Here is a 22,288-nt window from a genome sequence, read left to right on the forward strand (position 1 = left end):
TTGGGAGACAGAGCACCGGGTGCTAACGTCCGGACTCAAGAGGGAAACAACCCAGACCGCCAGCTAAGGTCCCTAAAATTGGCTAAGTGGGAAACGAAGTGGGAAGGCTAAAACAGTCAGGATGTTGGCTTAGAAGCAGCCATCATTTAAAGAAAGCGTAATAGCTCACTGATCGAGTCGTCCTGCGCGGAAGATGTAACGGGGCTCAAGCCAGTTACCGAAGCTGCGGATGTGCAATTTATTGCACGTGGTAGGAGAGCGTTCTGTAAGCCTGTGAAGGTGTCTGGAGACGGATGCTGGAGGTATCAGAAGTGCGAATGCTGACATGAGTAGCGTTAAAGCGGGTGAAAAGCCCGCTCGCCGTAAGCGCAAGGTTTCCTACGCAACGTTCATCGGCGTAGGGTGAGTCGGCCCTAAGGCGAGGCAGAGATGCGTAGCTGATGGGAAACAGGTCAATATTCCTGTACCGATCAATAGTGCGATGTGGGGACGGAGAAGGTTAGCTCAGCCAACTGTTGGACATGTTGGTTCAAGCCTGTAGTCGTGCCTGGTAGGCAAATCCGCCGGGCTAAGATGAGGGGTGATAACGAGTGTGCTTGCACACGAAGTGAGTGATACCCTGCTTCCAGGAAAAGCCACTAAGCTTCAGCTATTGACGACCGTACCGCAAACCGACACTGGTGCGCGAGATGAGTATTCTAAGGCGCTTGAGAGAACTCAGGAGAAGGAACTCGGCAAATTGATACCGTAACTTCGGGAGAAGGTATGCCCCCGGTATGTGAAGTTGAACAAACGGAGCAGAAAGGGGTTGCAAAAAATCGGTGGCTGCGACTGTTTATTAAAAACACAGCACTCTGCAAACACGAAAGTGGACGTATAGGGTGTGACGCCTGCCCGGTGCTGGAAGATTAAATGATGGGGTGCAAGCTCTTGATTGAAGTCCCAGTAAACGGCGGCCGTAACTATAACGGTCCTAAGGTAGCGAAATTCCTTGTCGGGTAAGTTCCGACCTGCACGAATGGCGTAACGATGGCCACACTGTCTCCTCCTGAGACTCAGCGAAGTTGAAATGTTTGTGATGATGCAATCTCCCCGCGGAAAGACGGAAAGACCCCATGAACCTTTACTGTAGCTTTGTATTGGACTTTGAACAGATCTGTGTAGGATAGGTGGGAGGCTTTGAAGTGTGGTCGCTAGATCACATGGAGCCAACGTTGAAATACCACCCTGGTGTGTTTGAGGTTCTAACCTGGATCCATTATCTGGATCGGGGACAGTGCATGGTAGGCAGTTTGACTGGGGCGGTCTCCTCCCAAAGTGTAACGGAGGAGTTCGAAGGTACGCTAGTTACGGTCGGACATCGTGACGATAGTGCAATGGCATAAGCGTGCTTAACTGCGAGACTGACAAGTCGAGCAGATGCGAAAGCAGGACATAGTGATCCGGTGGTTCTGTATGGAAGGGCCATCGCTCAACGGATAAAAGGTACTCTGGGGATAACAGGCTGATACCGCCCAAGAGTTCATATCGACGGCGGTGTTTGGCACCTCGATGTCGGCTCATCTCATCCTGGGGCTGTAGTCGGTCCCAAGGGTATGGCTGTTCGCCATTTAAAGAGGTACGTGAGCTGGGTTTAAAACGTCGTGAGACAGTTTGGTCCCTATCTTCCGTGGGCGCTGCAGATTTGAGGAAGCCTGCTCCTAGTACGAGAGGACCGGAGTGGACACACCTCTGGTGTACCTGTTGTCACGCCAGTGGCATCGCAGGGTAGCTATGTGTGGAAGAGATAACCGCTGAAAGCATCTAAGCGGGAAACTCGTTTCAAGATGAGATCTGCCGGGGCCTCGAGCCCCCTGAAGGGTCGTTGTAGACCACGACGTTGATAGGCTGGGTGTGGAAGAGCAGCAATGCTTTAAGCTAACCAGTACTAATTGCCCGTGCGGCTTGACCCTATAACTTTGATAATGACTTTGAATAGCTCAAGACTTGTAAGTTATGCCAAGACGCAATCAAAACTGATCCCAGACTCTATGAATTCGCAACGCAGTTCTCCCACAGAACTGCCAAGCACCCCGTTATGCCTGATGACCATAGCAAGTTGGCACCACTCCTTCCCATCCCGAACAGGACAGTGAAACGACTTCGCGCCGATGATAGTGCGGGTTCCCGTGTGAAAGTAGGTCATCGTCAGGCTCTTACAGCCCAAGACGCCCTCCACTCCTCATGAGTCGGAGGGCGTCTTGCTTTGTGCGACGCACCAAATGAAAGCAGTGTGGGTTAGACGCAAGCCGCCTCAAGAGCAACTGGAGCCGGTGATCCAGCGAATGCGCCCGCCCGAGGAAACGCAAACTGCCATTTCCAGGCCTGATGTGCTGCCCAATGGTGATTGCGGTGAAATCACAAAACTAGCGCCGACTCCGTTGATTGCGCCCCAGCGGTTGACGGTCAGGTAGGTGGCATTGCTTGTAAAGCGCACCGAGGTATTCGATGGCGCGGGAAACGTTTGCAGCAACTCGTCTTCGCTGTTCACCGTGTATGCACCATCACCATTCTCGTCGCGAAACACGATCCAGCCGCAACTCCAGTCAGCGGGCGAGGCCGCACAGCTTCTGCCATCTGCGGCGTCGATTTTCTTCAGCTTGATGTCTTCCGAGCGTCGAACGGCGTCGGAGCGGGCGACTTGAAGCGCGCCCCTGAGCTCCATGACGGCCTGGTTGATCCGATACTTCTGGATCAATCTGGAGAAATCGGGCGTTGCCAACGTGACGAGAATCCCCAGCAGCGCGACGACGCAGAGAAGTTCGACAAGCGTGAATCCGACGAGGTTAATGCCCCACGCGGCGGCGTAGCTTTGGAGGAAGCATGCAGGCGATTCGTCGTGACTGACATGGAGTGGAGCTCAAAACCGGAAAACTTCCTTGTACCGGCAAGGAGTTCGCGATGGATTGATCTCGTTGGAACAGGCCCCAAGGGCACGGCGATGAAGAACAAAGTGAGGAGCGGTTCGCCACTTTCTCTACGCGTTTTCCCGGAAGTGGTGATCAACCCGGGCTAGAATGCTGAATGCAGTTGGACTGATTGGAAATTTCCACGGAACGCCAGAAATTTTTGGCAGTTTGTTGGAAGAGGCTAAAAAAGTCGCTATAATTGCAAGTTCTCCGGAGGGGTGCCCGAGTGGCTAAAGGGGGCAGACTGTAAATCTGTTGGCTTACGCCTACACTGGTTCGAATCCAGTCCCCTCCACCAAATTTTGAGAGTCGAGGTCCTCGTTGGGGTGCGACGCTGGTTGAATGACCGGGCGGGAGTAGTTCAATGGTAGAACCTTAGCCTTCCAAGCTAATGACGCGGGTTCGATTCCCGTCTCCCGCTCCATAGGTTGGTTTGGAGAAATGTTGGAGCGCAATGCGCTGTGAAGTTGCCCATGTGGCTCAGTGGTAGAGCACTCCCTTGGTAAGGGAGAGGTCGCGGGTCCGATTCCCGCCATGGGCACCACAAGTTTCAGGTGCATCCGTTCGGGTAGCGCCTTTTATTTTGGGTGTAGTTTTCGGAGTCAAGAAATGGCAAAGGAAAAGTTCGAGCGGACCAAGCCGCACGTCAACGTCGGTACCATCGGTCACGTGGACCACGGCAAGACCACGCTGACGGCTGCAATCGCTACCGTTCTGTCGAAGAAGTTTGGCGGCGAAGCCAAGGCTTACGACCAGATCGATGCTGCGCCTGAAGAAAAGGCCCGCGGCATTACCATCAACACCGCTCACGTCGAGTACGAAACGGCTAACCGCCACTACGCACACGTTGACTGCCCCGGCCACGCTGACTATGTGAAGAACATGATCACCGGCGCCGCACAGATGGACGGCGCGATTCTGGTGTGCTCCGCTGCTGACGGCCCGATGCCCCAGACCCGCGAGCACATCCTGCTGGCCCGTCAGGTGGGCGTGCCCTACATCATCGTGTTCCTGAACAAGTGCGACATGGTGGACGACGAAGAGTTGCTCGAGCTGGTCGAAATGGAAGTTCGCGAGCTCCTCGACAAGTACGAATTCCCTGGCGATGACACCCCGATCGTTCGCGGTTCCGCCAAGCTGGCTCTGGAAGGCGACCAGTCCGACAAGGGCGAGCCCGCCATCATGAAGCTGGCCGAAGCGCTGGACACCTACATCCCCACGCCCGAGCGCGCTGTGGACGGTGCCTTCCTGATGCCTGTGGAAGACGTGTTCTCGATCTCCGGTCGCGGTACCGTGGTGACGGGCCGTATCGAGCGCGGTATCGTCAAGGTCGGCGAAGAAATCGAAATCGTCGGTATCCGTGACACCCAGAAGACCACGGTCACTGGCGTGGAAATGTTCCGCAAGCTGCTGGACCAGGGCCAGGCTGGCGACAACGTGGGTCTGCTGCTGCGCGGCACGAAGCGCGAAGACGTCGAGCGTGGCCAGGTGCTGTGCAAGCCCGGCTCCATCAAGCCGCACACGCACTTCACCGCTGAGGTGTATGTTCTGTCGAAGGACGAAGGCGGTCGCCACACTCCTTTCTTCAACAACTACCGCCCACAGTTCTATTTCCGCACGACTGACGTGACCGGCTCGATCGAGCTGCCCGCAGACAAGGAAATGGTCATGCCTGGTGACAACGTGTCCATCACCGTGAAGCTGATCGCCCCGATCGCCATGGAAGAAGGTCTGCGTTTCGCCATCCGCGAAGGTGGCCGTACCGTCGGCGCCGGCGTGGTTGCCAAGATCATTGCGTAATTCGTAGGATCGAAGGGGTATAGCTCAATTGGCAGAGCGTCGGTCTCCAAAACCGAAGGTTGTAGGTTCGATTCCTACTGCCCCTGCCACCCAAGGGTGGTGAACAAAAGCCCGCCAAGCCCTGGCGGGCTTCGGCGTCTTGTGAGATGCCGGAACAGGAAATGATTGCAGTCACTTATGGCCACTTCTCAGGTTGAAACAGTTAGTACCGGCGCGGACAAGGCGAAGATCGCCCTTGCCGTTGTGCTGGTGCTGGCCTCCATTGCCGGGTTCTACTTGCTTTCGAGGCAAGGCCCGATCGTGCAGTGGGCGGTGCTATTGGCGGGCCTGGTCGCGGCCGTCGTGGTGTTTCTGGTTTCCGAGCCGGGACGCCAGTTCGTGGCTTTCGCGCGTGATGCGTGGAAGGAAGTGCACAAGGTTGTCTGGCCCACGCGCAAGGAAACCCTGCAGATGACGGCCTATGTGTTCGCCTTCGTGGTGATCATGGCGCTGTTTCTGTGGTTCACGGACAAGACGCTGGAATGGCTTCTGTACGATTTGATTCTGGGCTGGAGGAAGTAACTGATGACTGATGACGCCATTGAGAATGCTGGCGCCGCGTCTGCGGTTCCGGCTCCTGTCGCATCTGGCAATCCGGATCTGCGTTGGTATATCGTTCATGCCTATTCGGGCATGGAGAAGGCGGTAGAGCGCAACATCACGGAGCGCATCGCCCGTGCGGGCATGCAGGACAAGTTTGGCCGCATTCTGGTGCCGACCGAAGAAGTGGTCGAAATGAAGAATGGCCAGCGCAAGACGACCGAGCGTCGTCTGTACCCTGGCTATGTGTTCGTCGAAATGGTGATGGAAGACGATACCTGGCATCTGGTCAAGCACACCAGCAAGGTCACGGGTTTCGTGGGAGGTTCGAAGAACCGTCCGGCCCCCATCTCCGACGATGAGGTGCAGAAGATCGTCAGCCAGATGGAAGAGGGTACGGAGAAGCCACGTCACAAGATCGAGTTCACCGTGGGTGAGCTGATCCGAGTGAAGGAAGGCCCGTTCACCGACTTCAACGGTTCCGTGGAAGAAGTGAACTACGAAAAGAATCGTCTGCGCGTGTCGGTGATGATTTTTGGTCGCTCCACACCGGTCGAATTGGAATTCGCTCAGGTCGAAAAGACCTGATCTGCAAAAAGATCAGTGAGTCGGTGCTTTACAGCTCTGTACCGGCAACCACTTTGTATTCGAGCTGCAACCCCGGGGAGCAGGCCTTGAACTTCAAGGTTTGCGTTATGACCCGCAAGGAAAACTAGCCATGGCGAAAAAAATCGTCGGCTTTATCAAGCTGCAAGTTCCAGCTGGTAAGGCAAATCCATCTCCTCCAATCGGTCCGGCGCTGGGTCAGCGCGGTCTGAACATCATGGAATTCTGCAAGGCATTCAATGCGCAGACCCAGGGTGTTGAGCCCGGCCTGCCACTGCCTGTGGTGATCACTGCGTTTGCTGACAAGAGCTTCACGTTCATCATCAAGACGCCTCCAGCCACCGTGCTGATCAAGAAGGCCATCAAGCTGGACAAGGGTTCTTCGAATCCTCTGGCCACCAAGGTCGGCAAGATCACCCGCGCTCAGCTGGAAGAAATCGCCAAGACCAAGCTCAAGGACATGAACGCAGCCGACGTGGACGCTGCCGTGCGTACCCTGGCAGGTTCGGCCCGCTCCATGGGCGTTACTGTGGAAGGACTGTAATCATGGCAAAGTTGACCAAGAAGCAAAAAGCATTGGCCGGCAAGGTCGACAGCAACAAGCTGTACCCATTCGCCGACGCTGTGGCTATCGTGAAGGAAGCCGCTACCGCCAAGTTCGACGAGTCCATCGACGTTGCTGTGCAACTCGGCGTGGATGCCAAGAAGTCGGACCAGGTCGTGCGTGGCGCCGTCGTGCTGCCCCATGGAACTGGCAAGACCACGCGCGTGGCTGTGTTCGCCCAAGGCGCCAAGGCTGATGAAGCCAAGGCTGCCGGTGCCGACATCGTCGGCATGGATGATCTGGCTGCCATGGTCAAGGCTGGCGACATGCCTTTCGACGTGGTGATCGCTGCTCCCGACGCAATGCGTGTCGTGGGTACGCTCGGTCAGATCCTCGGCCCACGTGGCCTGATGCCCAACCCCAAGGTGGGCACCGTGACTCCTGACGTGGCTACTGCCGTCAAGAACGCCAAGGCTGGCCAGATCCAGTTCCGCGTTGACAAGGCCGGCATCATCCACGGCACCATTGGCCGTCGCTCGTTCGAGAACGACAAGCTCCAGGGCAACCTGGCCGCTCTGATCGACGCTCTGAACAAGTCCAAGCCTGCTACGAGCAAGGGCGTTTACCTGCGCAAGGTCGCAGTGTCTTCGACGATGGGCGTTGGCGTCCGCGTTGATACACAGACCATCGCAGCGTAATTGCCTTGAAAAGATCTTGAGGCGCTTGCAAGAGTGCCTCAGTGGTGGGTCGGCGCAGAGATGCGTCGGGTCATCCAAGACCGTTGGTGTGCAGATTCGCTGCACTTAAATCATGTGGATGCCAACGCAGATGGCGATCCCGCTGCAGATGGAACGAGAAATTTTTCCTCAACAGTTGGTCGCTGCAACTTAAGCGCGCACAGAGAGCCTGGCTCGAAGTGCGCAAATGAAGGAGTAGACCTTGAGTCTTAATCGCAGTGAGAAAGAAGCGGTCATCAATGAAGTGACCAGCCTCGCCGCAAAAGCTCAAACGCTGGTGATCGCGGAATACCGTGGCATCACGGTCGCTGACATGACCAAACTGCGCGTTGATGCTCGCAGCAAGGGCGTTTCCCTGAGCGTTCTGAAGAACACTCTGGCACGTCGTGCTGTGGCTGGCAGCCAGTTCGACATCGTCGCCGACCAGATGACCGGTCCTCTGATCTATGGCTTCTCCGAAGACGCTGTGGCCGCCGCCAAGGTGGTGGCCGACTTCGCGAAGACCAACGACAAGTTGGTGATTCGCGGTGGCGCCTTCGCAGGCAAGGCCCTGGACGTGAACGGCGTTAAGGAACTGGCGAACATTCCTACCAAGGAAGTTCTGCTGGCTCAGCTGTGTGGCTTGCTCATGTCGCCTATCTCGCGTACAGCCGTTGTGCTGGGCGCTCTGGCGGCAAAGAAGGGCGAAGGCGAAACTGCAGCTGCTTAAATTTGAAAAGCACGCAGTCGTCCCCATATAAACCAATTGTTAGGAAATCAAAATGGCATTCGATAAAGACGCATTCTTGACCGCGCTGGACAGCATGACGGTCATGGAACTCAATGAGCTGGTTAAGGCCATTGAAGAGAAGTTCGGCGTGTCCGCCGCTGCTATGGCTGCTCCCGCTGCTGGCGGTGCCGGCGGTGGCGCTGCTGCTGTGGAAGAAAAGACTGAATTCAACCTGGTTCTGCTCGAAACAGGTGCCAACAAGGTTGGCGTGATCAAGGCCGTGCGTGAAATCACCGGTCTGGGCCTGAAGGAAGCCAAGGACATGGTCGACGGCGCTCCCAAGACCCTGAAGGAAGCCATGCCAAGGCTGACGCCGAAGCAGCTGCCAAGAAGCTGACCGAAGCTGGTGCCAAGGCTGAACTGAAGTAATTCTTTCAGTTTTGAGGGCTGGAGGTTCCGATGGGGCCTCCAGCCTTTGGCGCTTCTGGCAAACGGCTTTGTCCGCTCGTCGGAACGCAACTTGTCTGGCGACCGCCCGGTCGTTTTGTTGTCAGATCAAGGGCTAATTTGGGGGCAGTGGCGTCCGGTAGATGTGGGCGCGCAGAGAGTAAGTAGAGTGCACCAGAAAGCGGTTTCACTGTAACCGTTTTCTAGTGCCTTCTGATTCATCCGACAGCAGAAGGTGCCTTGGTTCGGGCGATGTGCAATGCATCGCCGTCCGCCATGGTTGGTAGTGGCCAACCGCCAAGCCTACAAGCACGCCTTGTAGGGCAGTCGTCGAAGACCAGTTTCATGTCTTTGCCTGGAGATCTCATGGCCCAAACTTCCACGTACAGCTACACCGAGCGCAAGCGGATTCGCAAGAGCTTCGGCAGCCGTGACAGTGTGCTCAAAGTGCCTTACCTGTTGCAGATGCAGCGCGATGCGTACACCGCATTCCTGCAATCCGGGACAGCCCCGCAAAAGCGCAGCGATGACGGCTTGCAAGCCGCATTCAATGCTGCATTCCCCATCGTTTCGCACAACGGTTTCGTCGAAATGAAGTTTGTCGAGTACAACCTCGCCAAACCCGCATTCGACGTGCGTGAGTGCCAGACCCGTGGTCTGACCTTTGCATCGGCCGTGCGCGCCAAGGTGCAATTGATCATCTACGACCGCGAATCTTCCACGTCCCAGTCCAAGGTGGTCAAGGAAGTGAAGGAGCAGGAAGTCTACATGGGCGAAGTGCCCCTGATGACTGACAAGGGCTCGTTCATCATCAACGGTACCGAGCGCGTGATCGTGTCTCAGCTGCACCGCTCGCCCGGCGTGTTCTTCGAGCACGACAAGGGAAAGACCCACAGCTCGGGCAAGCTGCTGTTCTCGGCACGCATCATTCCCTACCGTGGTTCGTGGCTCGACTTCGAATTCGATCCGAAGGACATCCTGTACTTCCGCGTCGACCGTCGCCGCAAGATGCCCGTGACGATTCTGCTCAAGGCCATCGGCCTGAACCCGGAATCGATCCTCGCGAACTTCTTCGTCAACGACAACTTCCGCCTGATGGACAGCGGCGCGCAGATGGAATTCGTGCCCGATCGCTTCAAGGGCGAGGTCGCACGTTTTGACATCACGGACAAGTCCGGCAAGGTGGTCGTCGCCAAGGACAAGCGCATCACCGCGCGCCACACCCGCGAACTCGAGCAATCGAACACCACCCACGTGAGCGTGCCCGAGGATTTCCTCATCGGCCGCGTGGTGGCCCGCAACATCGTGGACACCGACACCGGTGAAATCATCGCCAAGGCCAACGAAGAGCTGACCGAAGCGCTGCTCAAAAAGCTGCGCTCCGCCGGCGTGCGCGAAATCCAGTGCATCTACACCAACGAGCTGGATCAGGGCGCGTACATGTCGCAGACCCTGCGCATCGACGAAACCGTGGACGAGTTCGCGGCGCGTGTGGCCATCTACCGCATGATGCGTCCCGGCGAGCCACCAACGGAAGACGCCGTGCAGGCACTGTTCCAGCGCCTGTTCTACAACCCGGACACCTACGACCTGTCGCGCGTGGGCCGCATGAAGTTCAACGCCAAGGTCGGACGCGATGGCGCGACCGGCCCGATGGTGCTGGACAACGACGACATCCTGTCGGTGGTGAAGATCCTCGTGGACCTGCGCAACGGCAAGGGCGAAGTCGATGACATCGATCACCTGGGCAATCGCCGCGTGCGCTGCGTGGGCGAGCTGGCCGAAAACCAGTACCGCACCGGTCTGGCACGTATCGAGAAGGCCGTGAAGGAGCGTCTGGGTCAGGCCGAGCAAGAGCCGCTGATGCCGCACGACCTGATCAACTCCAAGCCGATCTCTGCCGCACTGAAGGAATTCTTCGGCGCATCGCAGCTCTCGCAGTTCATGGACCAGACCAACCCTCTGGCCGAGATCACCCACAAGCGCCGCGTATCGGCACTTGGCCCGGGCGGTTTGACGCGCGAGCGTGCCGGCTTCGAAGTGCGTGACGTGCACGTGACCCACTACGGTCGCGTCTGCCCGATCGAAACGCCTGAAGGTCCGAACATCGGTCTGATCAACTCGCTGGCCTTGTACGCCCGCCTGAACGAATACGGTTTCATCGAGACACCGTATCGCCGCGTGGTGGATGGAAAGGTCACGATGGAGATCGACTACCTGTCGGCCATCGAAGAAGGCAAGTACATCATCGCCCAGGCCAATGCGGCGCTCGACGACACTGGCCGCCTGACCGGTGATCTGGTGTCGGCGCGTGAGCAGGGTGAATCCACCCTCGTGTCCGCCGAGCGCGTGCAGTACATGGACGTGTCGCCTGCGCAGATCGTCTCCGTGGCGGCCTCGCTGGTTCCGTTCCTCGAACACGACGATGCGAACCGCGCGCTGATGGGCGCCAACATGTCGCGTCAGGCCGTGCCTGTGCTGCGTCCCGAAAAGCCGATGGTCGGCACGGGCATCGAGCGCGTGGCGGCGGTGGACTCCGGCACCGTGGTGACGGCAACGCGTGGTGGCGTGGTGGACTATGTCGATGCCACCCGCATCGTGGTGCGTGTGAACGACGACGAAGCCGTTGCAGGCGAAGTCGGCGTGGACATCTACAACCTCATCAAGTACCAGCGTTCCAACCAGAACACCAACATCCACCAGCGTCCCATCGTCCAGAAGGGCGACAAGCTGGCCAAGGGTGACGTGGTGGCCGACGGTGCCTCGACCGATCTGGGTGAAATCGCCATCGGCCAGAACATGCTGATCGCGTTCATGCCATGGAACGGCTACAACTACGAAGACTCGGTGATGATCAACGAGCGCATCGTGGCAGAAGACCGCTACACCTCGATCCACATCGAGGAACTGGTGGTGATGGCGCGCGACACCAAGCTCGGTGCCGAGGAAATCACGCGCGACATTCCGAATCTCTCGGAGCAGCAACTGAACCGCCTCGACGAGTCCGGCATCATCTACGTGGGTGCGGAAGTGCAGCCCGGCGACACGCTGGTCGGCAAGGTCACGCCCAAGGGCGAGACCACGCTCACGCCGGAAGAAAAGCTGCTGCGCGCGATCTTCGGCGAGAAGGCTTCGGACGTGAAGGACACCTCGCTGCGTGTGGATCAGGGCTCGCAAGGCACCGTGATCGACGTGCAGGTGTTCACGCGTGAAGGCATCCAGCGCGACAAGCGCGCCCAGCAGATCATCGACGATGAACTCAAGCGCTATCGCCTCGACCTGAACGACCAGCTTCGCATCGTGGAAGCCGACGCGTTCGACCGTATCGAGAAGCTGCTGATCGGCCATGTCGCCAACGGCGGCCCGCAGAAGCTCGCCAAGGGCACGAAGATCGACAAGGCGTATCTCGACGGCGTGGACAAGTTCCACTGGTTCGACATCCGTCCTGCCGAAGACAACGTCGCTTCGCAGCTCGAGTCGATCAAGAACGCGCTGGAGCAGACACGTCACGCCTTCGATCTGGCCTTTGAAGAAAAGCGCAAGAAGCTCACGCAAGGTGATGAGCTGCCCGCTGGCGTGCTGAAGATGGTCAAGGTCTACCTTGCCGTCAAGCGTCGCCTGCAGCCCGGTGACAAGATGGCCGGCCGTCACGGCAACAAGGGCGTGGTCTCCAAGATCACGCCGGTGGAAGACATGCCGTATCTGGCCGACGGAACCACCGCCGACATCGTGCTGAACCCGCTGGGCGTGCCATCGCGCATGAACATCGGTCAGGTGCTCGAAGTCCACCTGGGCTGGGCCGGCAAGGGTCTGGGTCATCGCATCGACGCGATGCTGCGCGATCATGCACGTGCCGAAGAAATTCGCGCGCTGATGGAGCAGATCTACAACTCGAGCGGTCGCAAGGAAGAGCTGTCGCAGTTGACCGACGACGAAGTGATGTCGATGGCGGACAACCTGCGCACCGGCGTGCCTTATGCATCGCCCGTGTTCGATGGCGCCTCGGAAGCCGAGATCAAGGACATGCTCAAGCTGGCCTATCCGGAAGACATCGCCAAGTCCAAGGGCCTGACCGACACACGTACCCAGGCCTACCTGTATGACGGCCGTACCGGCGAGCGCTTCGAGCGCCCGACGACCATCGGCTACATGCATTACCTGAAGCTGCACCATCTGGTCGACGACAAGATGCATGCGCGCTCCACCGGTCCGTACTCGCTCGTGACGCAGCAGCCGCTCGGCGGCAAGGCCCAGTTCGGCGGCCAGCGTTTCGGTGAGATGGAAGTGTGGGCGCTCGAGGCCTACGGCGCCGCCTACGTGCTGCAGGAAATGCTGACGGTGAAGTCCGACGACGTGGTGGGTCGTACCAAGGTGTACGAGAACATCGTCAAGGGCGAACACTCGATCGAAGCCGGCATGCCGGAATCGTTCAATGTGCTGGTCAAGGAAATCCGTTCCTTGGGCCTGGACATCGAACTGGAACGTTCTTAATCATTGAAAAGGGAAAGAGTCCATGAAATCGTTACTCGACCTGTTCAAACAATTCACGCCCGATGAGCATTTCGATGCCATCAAGATCGGCATGGCTTCGCCCGAGAAGATCCGTTCGTGGTCTTTCGGTGAGGTGAAGAAGCCTGAGACGATCAACTACCGCACGTTCAAGCCCGAGCGCGACGGCCTGTTCTGCGCCAAGATCTTCGGCCCGATCAAGGACTACGAATGCCTGTGCGGCAAGTACAAGCGCCTCAAGCACCGCGGTGTGATCTGCGAGAAGTGCGGCGTTGAAGTCACGCAGACCAAGGTTCGCCGCGAGCGCATGGGTCACATCGACCTGGCCGCTCCGTGCGCGCACATCTGGTTCCTGAAGTCGCTGCCGTCGCGTCTGGGCCTGGTGCTCGACATGACGCTGCGCGACATCGAACGCGTGCTGTACTTCGAAGCCTACGTGGTGACCGATCCCGGCATGACTCCGCTGAAGAAATTCGGCATCATGTCCGAGGACGACTACGACGCCAAGCGCAAGGAATACGGCGATGAATTCATCGCCAAGATGGGCGCCGAAGGCATCAAGGACCTGCTCGAAGGCATCGACATCGATCTCGAGATCGAGCGTCTGCGCGGTGACCTGACCGGCTCCGAAGTCAAGGTCAAGAAGAACGCCAAGCGCCTGAAGGTGCTCGAGGCGTTCAAGAAGTCCGGCATCAAGCCCGAATGGATGGTGCTCGAAGTGCTGCCCGTGCTGCCACCGGACCTGCGTCCGCTGGTGCCGCTCGATGGTGGCCGCTTCGCCACGTCCGACCTGAACGACCTGTATCGCCGCGTCATCAACCGCAACTCGCGTCTGCGCCGCCTGCTGGAGCTGAAGGCTCCGGAAATCATTGCGCGCAACGAAAAGCGCATGTTGCAGGAAGCCGTGGATTCGCTGCTGGACAACGGCCGTCGCGGCAAGGCGATGACCGGTGCAAACAAGCGCGCCCTCAAGTCGCTGGCCGACATGATCAAGGGCAAGAGCGGTCGTTTCCGTCAGAACCTGCTGGGCAAGCGCGTGGACTACTCCGGTCGTTCCGTGATTACCGTGGGTCCTTACCTCAAGCTGCACCAGTGCGGTCTGCCCAAGCAGATGGCGCTCGAGCTGTTCAAGCCATTCATCTTCTCGCGCCTCGAAGCGATGGGCATCGCCACGACCATCAAGGCCGCGAAGAAGGAAGTGGAAGCCGGCACGCCCGTCGTGTGGGACATTCTTGAGGAAGTGATCAAGGAACACCCGATCATGCTCAACCGTGCGCCTACGCTGCACCGTCTGGGCATTCAGGCGTTCGAGCCGATCCTCATCGAAGGCAAGGCGATCCAGCTGCACCCACTCGTCTGCGCGGCCTTCAACGCCGACTTTGACGGTGACCAGATGGCCGTTCACGTGCCGCTGTCGGTGGAAGCGCAGCTCGAAGCCCGCACACTGATGCTGGCGTCGAACAACGTGCTGTTCCCGGCGTCGGGCGAGCCTTCGATCGTTCCTTCGCAGGACGTGGTGCTGGGTCTGTACTCGGCCACCCGCGACAAGATCAACGGCAAGGGCGAAGGCATGGTGTTCGCCGACGTGGGCGAAGTGCAGCGCGCACTCGACGCCGACCAGGTCGAACTGGCCTCGCGCATCAGCGTGCGTCTGGTGGAGTGGAACAAGAACAAGGCCACGGGCGAATTCGAGCCCGAGACCAAGCTCGTGGAAACCACCGTGGGCCGTGCGTTGCTGTCCGAAATCCTGCCCAAGGGCCTGGCGTTCGCGAACATCAACAAGGCGCTCAAGAAGAAGGAAATCTCCAAGCTGATCAACACCAGCTTCCGCAAGTGCGGCCTGAAGGAAACCGTCGTGTTCGCAGACAAGCTGCTGCAAAACGGCTTCCGCCTCGCCACGCGTGCCGGTATTTCCATCTGTGTGGACGACATGCTGGTGCCGCCGCAGAAGGCGGAAATCATCGGTCGCGCCGAAAAGGAAGTCAAAGAGATCGAGCAGCAATACGTCTCCGGTCTCGTGACCACGGGCGAGCGCTACAACAAGGTCGTGGACATCTGGGGCAAGGCCGGTGACGAAGTCTCCAAGGTCATGATGGCCCAGTTGGCCAAGCAAAAGACCATCGACCGCCATGGCAACGAAGTCGATCAGGAATCGTTCAACTCGATCTACATGATGGCCGACTCCGGCGCTCGCGGTTCCGCGGCGCAGATTCGCCAGCTTGCAGGCATGCGTGGTCTGATGGCAAAGCCTGACGGCTCGATCATCGAGACACCGATCACCGCGAACTTCCGCGAAGGTCTGAACGTGTTGCAGTACTTCATCTCCACCCACGGTGCCCGCAAGGGTCTGGCGGATACGGCGTTGAAGACGGCCAACTCGGGTTACCTCACGCGTCGTCTGGTCGACGTGACGCAGGATCTCGTGGTGACCGAACTCGATTGCGGCACGCACAACGGCTCCATCATGCGCGCCATCGTCGAAGGCGGTGAAACCATCGAATCGCTGCGTGACCGTATCCTCGGCCGCGTCGCTGCCGAAGACATCACCCATCCCGAGACCCGCGCCGTGCTGGTTCCCGCAGGCACTCTGCTGGAAGAAGACACGATCGAGGAAATCGAAGCCCAGGGTGTGGACGAGGTGAAGGTGCGCACCGCGCTGACCTGCGAAACCCGCTACGGCCTGTGCGCCAAGTGCTACGGTCGCGATCTGGGTCGTGGCGGCCTGATCAACCTCGGCGAAGCCGTGGGTGTGATTGCTGCCCAGTCCATCGGTGAGCCTGGTACCCAGCTGACCATGCGTACGTTCCACATCGGTGGTGCGGCTTCGCGTGCGGCCATCGCTTCGAGCGTGGAAGCCAAGTCGAACGGTTCGATCAGCTTCAACAGCACGATGCGCTATGTGACCAACACCAAGGGTGAGCTGGTCGTGATTTCGCGTTCCGGCGAGATCATCATCAGCGACAACGGTCGCGAGCGTGAGCGTCACAAGGTGCCGTACGGTGCCACGCTGACGATCAAGGCCGATCAGCAGATCAAGGCTGGCGCGATTCTCGCCAACTGGGACCCGCTGACGCGCCCGATCATCACCGAGTACGCTGGTCGCGTGAAGTTCGAGAACGTCGAGGAAGGCCTCACCGTTGCGAAGCAGGTCGACGAAGTGACCGGTCTGTCCACGCTGGTGGTGATCGATCCCAAGCGCCGTGGCTCTGCCAAGGTGGTGCGTCCACAGGTCAAGCTGATCGATGCGAACGGCCAGGAAGTCAAGATTCCCGGCACCGATCACTCGGTGACGATCGGCTTCCAGGTCGGCGCGCTGATTCAGGTGCGCGACGATCAGGACGTGGGCCCCGGCGAGGTGCTGGCCCGTATCCCGGTCGAAGGTCAGAAGACCCGCGACATTACCGGTGGTCTGCCACGTGTGGCCGAACTGTTCGAAGCGCGCTCGCCCAAGGACAAGGGCATGCTGGCCGAAATGACCGGCACGATCTCGTTCGGCAAGGAAACCAAGGGCAAGGTGCGTCTGCAGATCACCGATCCCGAAGGCAAGGTCTGGGACGAGCTGGTTCCGAAGGAAAAGAACGTTCTGGTCCACGAAGGCCAGGTGGTGAACAAGGGCGAGCTGGTGGTCGACGGCCCGGCAGATCCGCAGGACATCCTGCGCCTGCTCGGCATCGAAGAACTGGCGCGCTACATCGTCGACGAAGTGCAGGACGTGTACCGCTTGCAGGGTGTGAAGATCAATGACAAGCACATCGAGGTGATCGTTCGCCAGATGCTGCGTCGCGTCGTGGTCGAGAACACCGGCGAGTCCACCTACATCGCTGGCGAGCAGGTCGAGCGTTCGGAAATTCTCAACACGAACGAAGCCCTGCAAAAGGAAGGCAAGATTCCTGCGACCTACTCCAACATCCTGTTGGGTATCACGAAGGCATCGCTGTCGACCGACTCGTTCATCTCGGCCGCTTCCTTCCAGGAAACGACCCGCGTGCTCACCGAGGCTGCCATCATGGGCAAGCGCGACGAGCTGCGCGGCCTGAAGGAAAACGTCATCGTGGGTCGTCTGATCCCGGCGGGTACGGGTCTGGCATACCACCAGGCGCGCAAGGCCAAGGACGCCATGGACGAGGCCGAGCGCCGCGCCATCGCCGACGCCGAAGCCGAGGAACTGGCGACTGCTGGCGACGCGGATGATTCCGCCGAGCCAACCGCCCAGGACCAGGGCGCCGCTGCTGCGGATTGATGACGCGGCTGCGGCCAGACATGCCGCAGAAATCAACTTCGGTTGATGATGGCTGAACAGACTCCCGCCCCGCTGTGCATTGCATGTACAGACGGTGCGGGAGTTTTCTTTTTGTGAGGTGTCCGGGCGAGTTTGCACGGCCCTGATGCTCTACATTGCAGGCATGCCGCGCGCATTCGAAAAAACATCCCATCAACAACGACCGGAGGATCCCGACGTATGTACCTGACTGGCTGGCTCATCGCCCTGGCCGTGCTGGTGTTCTGGGCGGTCGGCGCGTACAACCGGCTGGTGCGTCTGCGCTCGTCCGCGATCCAGGCCTTTGGCGCGCTCGATGCCGAACTGCTCAGGCGCACCGCGTTGCTCGGCGAATATGACGCAGCCGTCTCGGGCCCGCGCATGCTGCAGGATGCGCAGATGTACGACGCGCTGCGCGCATCGGGCACGCAGTTCGCGGCATCGCTCGCGGTGATGCGCTCAAGGCCGCTGGATGCCAGCGCCGGTGCCGCGTTGGTGGCCGGTCGCAAGGTGCTCGATGCCGCATGGCAGGCGTTGGCGGACGCATCGACTCAGGCCGCGAAAGAAGGCGACGAGGGCGAGAGCGGCGGCAACGCGGTGCTCAATTCGCTCGTCGAACGCAGCGTGTACCAGGGCACGCAGATCGATTTCGCCATCGCGCAATACAACACGGCGGTGGCTCATTACAACAAAGCCGTGACCCAGTTTCCCGCGAACCTGCTGGCCTGGGTGTTCGGCTTCAAGCAGGCACTGATGCTTTGACCGGCATCGTGCCGCCTTGATTGGTTTTTTCGGCTTAGCTTATGGCGACTCAGTCCAGGAAGACTTCATCCTCCACGTCCAACGCGCAGGGCGCGTCCTCGTTCGACCCGCAGGGCGTTGCCTTGTGGAGGCAGCTCGACGCTGCCGCGCAGTGCCTACAGGCCGTGCGCGGCGGGCAGTCGGCCACGGCCGTGCTCGAACAGGTGGACCGCAGCCTGCGCCCCGGCGTGCAGGCGCTGCTGTTCCAGGCGCTGCGCCAATTGGGCCGTGCGCAGGCGTTGCGCAAGGCGCTGGCACCGCGCAATCCGCCCGCGCGCGTGGACAACCTGCTGTGTACCGCGCTCGCGCTGGCCTGGAGCGAGGACGCCGCACCCTATCCGCCTTTCACGCTGGTGAGCCAGGCGGTCGAAGCCGCCAAGCGCAATGCGTCGATGCGCGGTCAGGCGGGCTTCGTCAATGCCTGCCTGCGGCGTTTTCTGCGCGAACGCGATGCCCTGGTGGCCGCGACCGACGACGATCCGGTGGCCCGATGGAATCATCCGTTGTGGTGGATTCGCGCGGTGCAGAAGGACTACCCGGATCACTGGCAACAGATTCTCGAAGCCAACAACGCCCATGCGCCGATGACCTTGCGCGTCAACGCGCTGCGCCGCCCTGCCGACGCCTATCTCGCTCTGCTGGATGAAGCGGGAATGGCGGGCGCGCGGGTTGGCGCGAGCGGCATTGAACTCCGTCAGGCCGTGCCCGTGCAAATGCTGCCTGGTTTTGAATCGGGCGACGTATCCGTGCAGGATGCCGCCGCGCAACTGGCCGCGCCGCTGCTGGTCGACGGGTTGGCGCAGGGCGCGCCGCTACAGATTCTCGACGCCTGCGCCGCCCCTGGTGGCAAGACGGCCCACATTCTTGAGCTTGCGGGCGCGGCGCAGAACTGGCGAGTGACGGCGCTTGAAATGGACGGCGACCGCGCCAGACGCATCGGCGAGACGCTGGAGCGACTGCAACTGAGCGCGCAGGTGCTGGTCACCGATGCCGCACTCGTTGACGCATGGTGGCCGCAGGCCAATGACAGAACCCCGTTCGACGCGATCCTGCTCGATGCGCCATGCAGCGCTGCCGGTATCGTGCGCCGTCATCCCGACGTGCGCTGGTTGCGCCGCGAGAGCGATCTGCCGCAACTCGCGCAATTGCAGGAACGCCTGCTCAGCGCGTTGTGGCCCCTGGTCAAGCCCGGGGAAGGCTGCTTTACTGCACTTGCTCGATCTTCCACGTGGAAGGGCAGAACCAGATCAAAGCGTTTCTCTCGCGCAACACTGATGCGCATTTACTCACCTCCCCGGCCATTTAATGCCCGGGCATTCCGACGGAGATGACAAGCTCCCCCAGAATGCGAAAGGTGATCATGACGGCTTTTACTACGCACTTTTGCAAAAGCTGGCTGCGTGAGTGGAAGGCACGCGGCAGGGTGATGGCGTGGCGGCTTCCAATGGTGCTGTGCATGGGCGTGCTGCTGTGCCTGCTCGCACCGGTGCCCGGTTTCGCGCAGTCGAACCAGTCGCATGCCGAGATCACCGATTTCCGGCTGGTCCAGTCCGCCGACGGTCTGCTGCTCTCGACTACCATGCGGTTCGAGTTGCCCGATCAGGTGCAGGACGCGCTCTACAAGGGCATCGCCATGTATTTCGTGGCGGAAACCCAGATCGTGCGCGAGCGCTGGTACTGGTCCGACAAGGCCGTCGCGCAGGCCACGCGCCACATGCGGCTGAGCTATCAGCCATTGACGCGCCGCTGGCGTCTGAGCCAGTCTTCCGCTCCGTTTGCGGACAGCGGGCTGGGCGTCTCGCTCGGTCAGAATTTCGAGGAGCTGGGAGACGCGCTGGCCGTCATGCAGCGCATCTCGCGCTGGAACGTCGCCAGCACTGACGACATCCAGGACGGCGGGCAGCAGACGCTGCACTTCCAGTTTCGCCTCGACATGTCGCAACTTCCAAGGCCGCTGCAACTGAGCACGGTGGGTCGCTCTGGCTGGAGCCTGCTGCTCTCGCGCAGCGTGCGCCTGACCAGCAGCACGGTGGAGACCGACAAGTGAACACGCCGAGGCTGTCTCCACAAGCGCCAGCGCCTGCGCGCGGGCAGCAGCCCGGTCGCAAACGTACCGTGCGCTGGGCGCTTGGCGTCGGCGCGGCCGTGATGTGCGCGATTGCGCTCGTGTTGCTGTTTCTGCTGACGCAGGCCACCAACAACCGCGATCTGTACGAGCGCAACTTTGCCTGGCTGGTGAGCGTGAACGTGCTGGTCGCGCTTGCGCTGCTGGCCGTGTTGATCTGGGGCGCGCTGCGGCTCGTCATGCGGCTCAAGCGAGGGCGTTTCGGTAGCCGGCTGTTGCTCAAGCTCGCGGGCATCTTCGCCGTCGTCGGGGTGATTCCGGGCCTGCTGATCTACGTGGTGTCCTATCAGTTCGTGTCGCGCTCAATCGAGAGCTGGTTCGACGTGCGCGTCGAGGGCGCATTGGCGTCGGGAGTGAGCCTTGCGCGCGTCACGCTGGACACGATGGGCTCGGACATCGCATCGAAAACGCGCGAATCCAGCACCCAGCTTGCGCACGTGCCCGACGCGGCGGCGGGACTGGTGCTCGACCGCATCAAGGACCAGCTCGGCGCTTCCGACATGGTGCTCTGGAACGCTTCGGGCCAGCCGGTCGCAAGCGCCGGGCAGTCGCGTTTTTCGCTCAACCCTGATCGCCCGACGCAACAGCAACTGCGAACCGTGCGGCAGGATCGCACGACCTACCAGATCGAGGGCCTTGACGACATCGCCAGTGCCAACGTGGAGGACAACGTGCGGGTGAAGGCGCTCGTGCTCGTTAACTCTCCCACGCTTGGGCTGCTGGTCGAGCCGCGTTTTCTGCAGGCCACGGTCTCGCTGCCACCTGCGCTCGTGGCCAACGCCATCGCCGTGCAGGAAGCGAATCGCGAATACCAGGAACGCGCGCTGGCCCGGGGAGGCCTCAGGCGCATGTACATCGGCACGCTCACCTTGAGCCTGTTTCTCGCCGTGTTCGGCGCCGTGCTGCTGGCGGTGCTGCTCGGCAACCAGTTGGTGCGGCCGTTGCTGCTGCTGGCCGACGGTGTTCGCGAAGTGGCCTCGGGCAATCTGAGCCCCAAGGCGGTGATCCAGAGCAGTGACGAGCTTGGCGGCCTCACGCGCTCGTTCGCGACCATGACGCAGCAACTGGCAGACGCGCGCGCTGCCGTGGAGCGCAGCATGGGTGACGTCGATGCCGCGCGCGCCAACCTGCAAACCATTCTGGACAACCTGACCTCGGGCGTCATCGTGCTCGACGCTGCGGGCATCATCATCTCGTCCAACCCCGGCGCCACCCGCATCCTGCGGGCTCCGATGGCGGCGTTCGAAGACAAGCCGCTGGCCGACGTGCCGGGGCTCGCCGAATTCGCTGCCGCAGTGCAAGGCCATTTCGACGAGTTCCAGCGCGAACGCAGCCATCACGGACTCGACCACTGGCAACAACCGTTCGAGCTCGACGCGCCGCCCGCTGGCGTGGTCGGCACGCAGGGCACCAGCCTCGTCGCGCGTGGTGCCGAACTGCCCGAAGGCACGCGCCTGCTCGTGTTCGACGACATCTCCGAAATCGTCTCCGCCCAGCGTGCCCAGGCCTGGGGCGAGGTGGCGCGGCGTCTTGCGCACGAGATCAAGAACCCGCTGACACCGATTCAGCTTTCAGCCGAGCGACTGGCCATGAAGCTCGAAGGCAAGCTGCCAGCGCAGGAAGAGGCGGTGCTCAACAAGTCCGTCAGAACCATCGTCGATCAGGTCGATGCCATGAAGCGGCTCGTCAACGAATTTCGCGATTACGCGCGCCTGCCGACCGCCGACTTGCAGTCGCTGGACCTCAACGCACTCATCGCCGACGTGCTGCATCTCTACGGTTCGGAAAACGCCACGGTGACCGTGGAAGCCGAGCTGGATGGGCGAAATCCCCACATCCGGGGCGATGCGCAACAACTTCGGCAAGTTATTCATAATCTTTTACAAAATGCCCAGGACGCGACTCAACAGGCCGCAGAAACCAGTGCTGTACCAGTGAAACCAGTGCGTATCAGCACGGTCCTGAACAGCGCATCCAATCGTGTGCGTTTGACTGTGTCAGACTCTGGGGCGGGCTTCCCCACGCATATACTGCAACGGGCATTTGAGCCCTACGTTACGACCAAGCCGCGCGGCACGGGATTGGGGCTCGCGGTGGTGAAAAAAATAGCAGATGAACACGGCGCACGTGTCGATTTGGTCAATCGTGTGGAAAACGATGTGGTGAAAGGGGCACAAGTGTCGCTATCATTCCATTTGGACATCGCTTCAGCACTTTAACAACAC

Annotated in this window: 12 protein-coding genes, 4 tRNA genes, 2 rRNA genes and 3 pseudogenes (1 of these 21 cut by a window edge); 19 read left to right on the plus strand and 2 right to left on the minus strand. The window is 60.1% G+C overall.

What is annotated here, in order from left to right:
- Together H9K75_RS15360 and rrf are read left to right on the plus strand one after the other, a co-directional pair.
- Window positions 1-1,952 (plus strand): 23S ribosomal RNA (locus H9K75_RS15360); it begins 926 nt to the left of the window's first position.
- A gap of 128 nt (window positions 1,953-2,080) precedes the next feature.
- Window positions 2,081-2,193, plus strand: a 5S ribosomal RNA gene (gene rrf, locus H9K75_RS15365).
- A gap of 100 nt (window positions 2,194-2,293) precedes the next feature.
- Here rrf and H9K75_RS15370 read toward each other — a convergent pair.
- Together H9K75_RS15370 and H9K75_RS25575 are read right to left on the minus strand one after the other, a co-directional pair.
- A complete protein-coding gene (locus H9K75_RS15370; protein ID WP_187723279.1) occupies window positions 2,294-2,704 on the minus strand; it encodes a GspH/FimT family protein in 411 nt (136 codons plus the stop codon).
- A 78-nt stretch (window positions 2,705-2,782) separates the two neighbouring features.
- Window positions 2,783-2,830: pseudogene (locus tag H9K75_RS25575) on the minus strand (prepilin-type N-terminal cleavage/methylation domain-containing protein); the annotation flags it as partial.
- A 330-nt stretch (window positions 2,831-3,160) separates the two neighbouring features.
- On the opposite strand from H9K75_RS25575, the gene H9K75_RS15380 reads away from it, so the two are divergent.
- From H9K75_RS15380 to H9K75_RS15460, 17 genes and pseudogenes are all read left to right on the plus strand, one after another.
- A tRNA-Tyr gene (locus H9K75_RS15380) sits at window positions 3,161-3,246 on the plus strand.
- Between the two features lie 52 nt (window positions 3,247-3,298).
- A tRNA-Gly gene (locus H9K75_RS15385) sits at window positions 3,299-3,372 on the plus strand.
- Between the two features lie 45 nt (window positions 3,373-3,417).
- Window positions 3,418-3,492 (plus strand) — tRNA-Thr (locus H9K75_RS15390).
- A gap of 65 nt (window positions 3,493-3,557) precedes the next feature.
- Entirely contained in the window at window positions 3,558-4,748 is a 1,191-nt protein-coding gene (gene tuf, locus H9K75_RS15395; RefSeq protein WP_187722815.1) for an elongation factor Tu, read from the plus strand.
- Window positions 4,749-4,761: 13 nt separating this feature from the next.
- Window positions 4,762-4,837 (plus strand) — tRNA-Trp (locus H9K75_RS15400).
- 88 nt (window positions 4,838-4,925) lie between these two features.
- Window positions 4,926-5,309, plus strand: coding sequence for a preprotein translocase subunit SecE (gene secE, locus H9K75_RS15405; protein WP_187723280.1), 384 nt, complete (start codon window positions 4,926-4,928; stop codon window positions 5,307-5,309).
- A 3-nt stretch (window positions 5,310-5,312) separates the two neighbouring features.
- Window positions 5,313-5,915: a transcription termination/antitermination protein NusG gene (gene nusG / locus H9K75_RS15410; protein ID WP_187723281.1), complete on the plus strand. Its 603-nt coding sequence runs from the start codon at window positions 5,313-5,315 to the stop codon at window positions 5,913-5,915.
- 130 nt (window positions 5,916-6,045) lie between these two features.
- The gene (rplK, locus tag H9K75_RS15415; RefSeq protein WP_187723282.1) at window positions 6,046-6,477 is read left to right on the plus strand and encodes a 50S ribosomal protein L11; all 432 of its coding nucleotides are present in this window, start codon (window positions 6,046-6,048) and stop codon (window positions 6,475-6,477) included.
- 2 nt (window positions 6,478-6,479) lie between these two features.
- A complete protein-coding gene (rplA, locus tag H9K75_RS15420) occupies window positions 6,480-7,175 on the plus strand; it encodes a 50S ribosomal protein L1 (RefSeq protein WP_187723283.1) in 696 nt (231 codons plus the stop codon).
- A gap of 241 nt (window positions 7,176-7,416) precedes the next feature.
- On the plus strand, window positions 7,417-7,923 hold the full coding sequence (rplJ, locus tag H9K75_RS15425; RefSeq protein WP_187723284.1) for a 50S ribosomal protein L10: 507 nt from the start codon (window positions 7,417-7,419) through the stop codon (window positions 7,921-7,923).
- Between the two features lie 52 nt (window positions 7,924-7,975).
- Window positions 7,976-8,352: pseudogene (gene rplL, locus H9K75_RS15430) on the plus strand (50S ribosomal protein L7/L12).
- Between the two features lie 384 nt (window positions 8,353-8,736).
- Window positions 8,737-12,861, plus strand: a complete 4,125-nt coding sequence (rpoB, locus tag H9K75_RS15435) for a DNA-directed RNA polymerase subunit beta (RefSeq protein ID WP_187723285.1) — start codon at window positions 8,737-8,739, stop codon at window positions 12,859-12,861.
- A gap of 22 nt (window positions 12,862-12,883) precedes the next feature.
- Complete coding sequence (gene rpoC / locus H9K75_RS15440; RefSeq protein WP_187723286.1) at window positions 12,884-17,119, plus strand: DNA-directed RNA polymerase subunit beta'; 4,236 nt, start codon at window positions 12,884-12,886, stop codon at window positions 17,117-17,119.
- A gap of 219 nt (window positions 17,120-17,338) precedes the next feature.
- Window positions 17,339-17,899, plus strand: a complete 561-nt coding sequence (locus H9K75_RS15445; protein ID WP_187723287.1) for a LemA family protein — start codon at window positions 17,339-17,341, stop codon at window positions 17,897-17,899.
- A 41-nt stretch (window positions 17,900-17,940) separates the two neighbouring features.
- Window positions 17,941-19,342 (plus strand): annotated as a pseudogene (rsmB, locus tag H9K75_RS15450) (16S rRNA (cytosine(967)-C(5))-methyltransferase RsmB).
- Window positions 19,299-19,985, plus strand: coding sequence for a DUF4390 domain-containing protein (locus H9K75_RS15455; RefSeq protein WP_226858254.1), 687 nt, complete (start codon window positions 19,299-19,301; stop codon window positions 19,983-19,985). The pseudogene rsmB and the gene H9K75_RS15455 overlap by 44 nt, the downstream one beginning before the upstream one ends.
- 11 nt (window positions 19,986-19,996) lie before the next feature.
- Window positions 19,997-22,282, plus strand: a complete 2,286-nt coding sequence (locus H9K75_RS15460; RefSeq protein WP_226858744.1) for a sensor histidine kinase — start codon at window positions 19,997-19,999, stop codon at window positions 22,280-22,282.
- Window positions 22,283-22,288 lie beyond the last annotated feature (6 nt).

Source organism: Diaphorobacter aerolatus (genome assembly GCF_014489535.1).
GTDB classification, from domain to species: domain Bacteria; phylum Pseudomonadota; class Gammaproteobacteria; order Burkholderiales; family Burkholderiaceae_C; genus Diaphorobacter_A; species Diaphorobacter_A aerolatus.

Excerpts from the sequence above, each read along its gene's own strand:
- H9K75_RS15370 (WP_187723279.1), bottom strand. The coding sequence starts at position 2,704 with ATGGAGCTCAGGGGCGCGCTTCAAGTCGCCCGCTCCGACGCCGTTCGA.
- tuf (WP_187722815.1), top strand. The coding sequence starts at position 3,558 with ATGGCAAAGGAAAAGTTCGAGCGGACCAAGCCGCACGTCAACGTCGGT.
- secE (WP_187723280.1), top strand. The coding sequence starts at position 4,926 with ATGGCCACTTCTCAGGTTGAAACAGTTAGTACCGGCGCGGACAAGGCG.
- nusG (WP_187723281.1), top strand. The coding sequence starts at position 5,313 with ATGACTGATGACGCCATTGAGAATGCTGGCGCCGCGTCTGCGGTTCCG.
- rplK (WP_187723282.1), top strand. The coding sequence starts at position 6,046 with ATGGCGAAAAAAATCGTCGGCTTTATCAAGCTGCAAGTTCCAGCTGGT.
- rplA (WP_187723283.1), top strand. The coding sequence starts at position 6,480 with ATGGCAAAGTTGACCAAGAAGCAAAAAGCATTGGCCGGCAAGGTCGAC.
- rpoB (WP_187723285.1), top strand. The coding sequence starts at position 8,737 with ATGGCCCAAACTTCCACGTACAGCTACACCGAGCGCAAGCGGATTCGC.
- rpoC (WP_187723286.1), top strand. The coding sequence starts at position 12,884 with ATGAAATCGTTACTCGACCTGTTCAAACAATTCACGCCCGATGAGCAT.
- H9K75_RS15445 (WP_187723287.1), top strand. The coding sequence starts at position 17,339 with ATGTACCTGACTGGCTGGCTCATCGCCCTGGCCGTGCTGGTGTTCTGG.
- H9K75_RS15455 (WP_226858254.1), top strand. The coding sequence starts at position 19,299 with ATGACGGCTTTTACTACGCACTTTTGCAAAAGCTGGCTGCGTGAGTGG.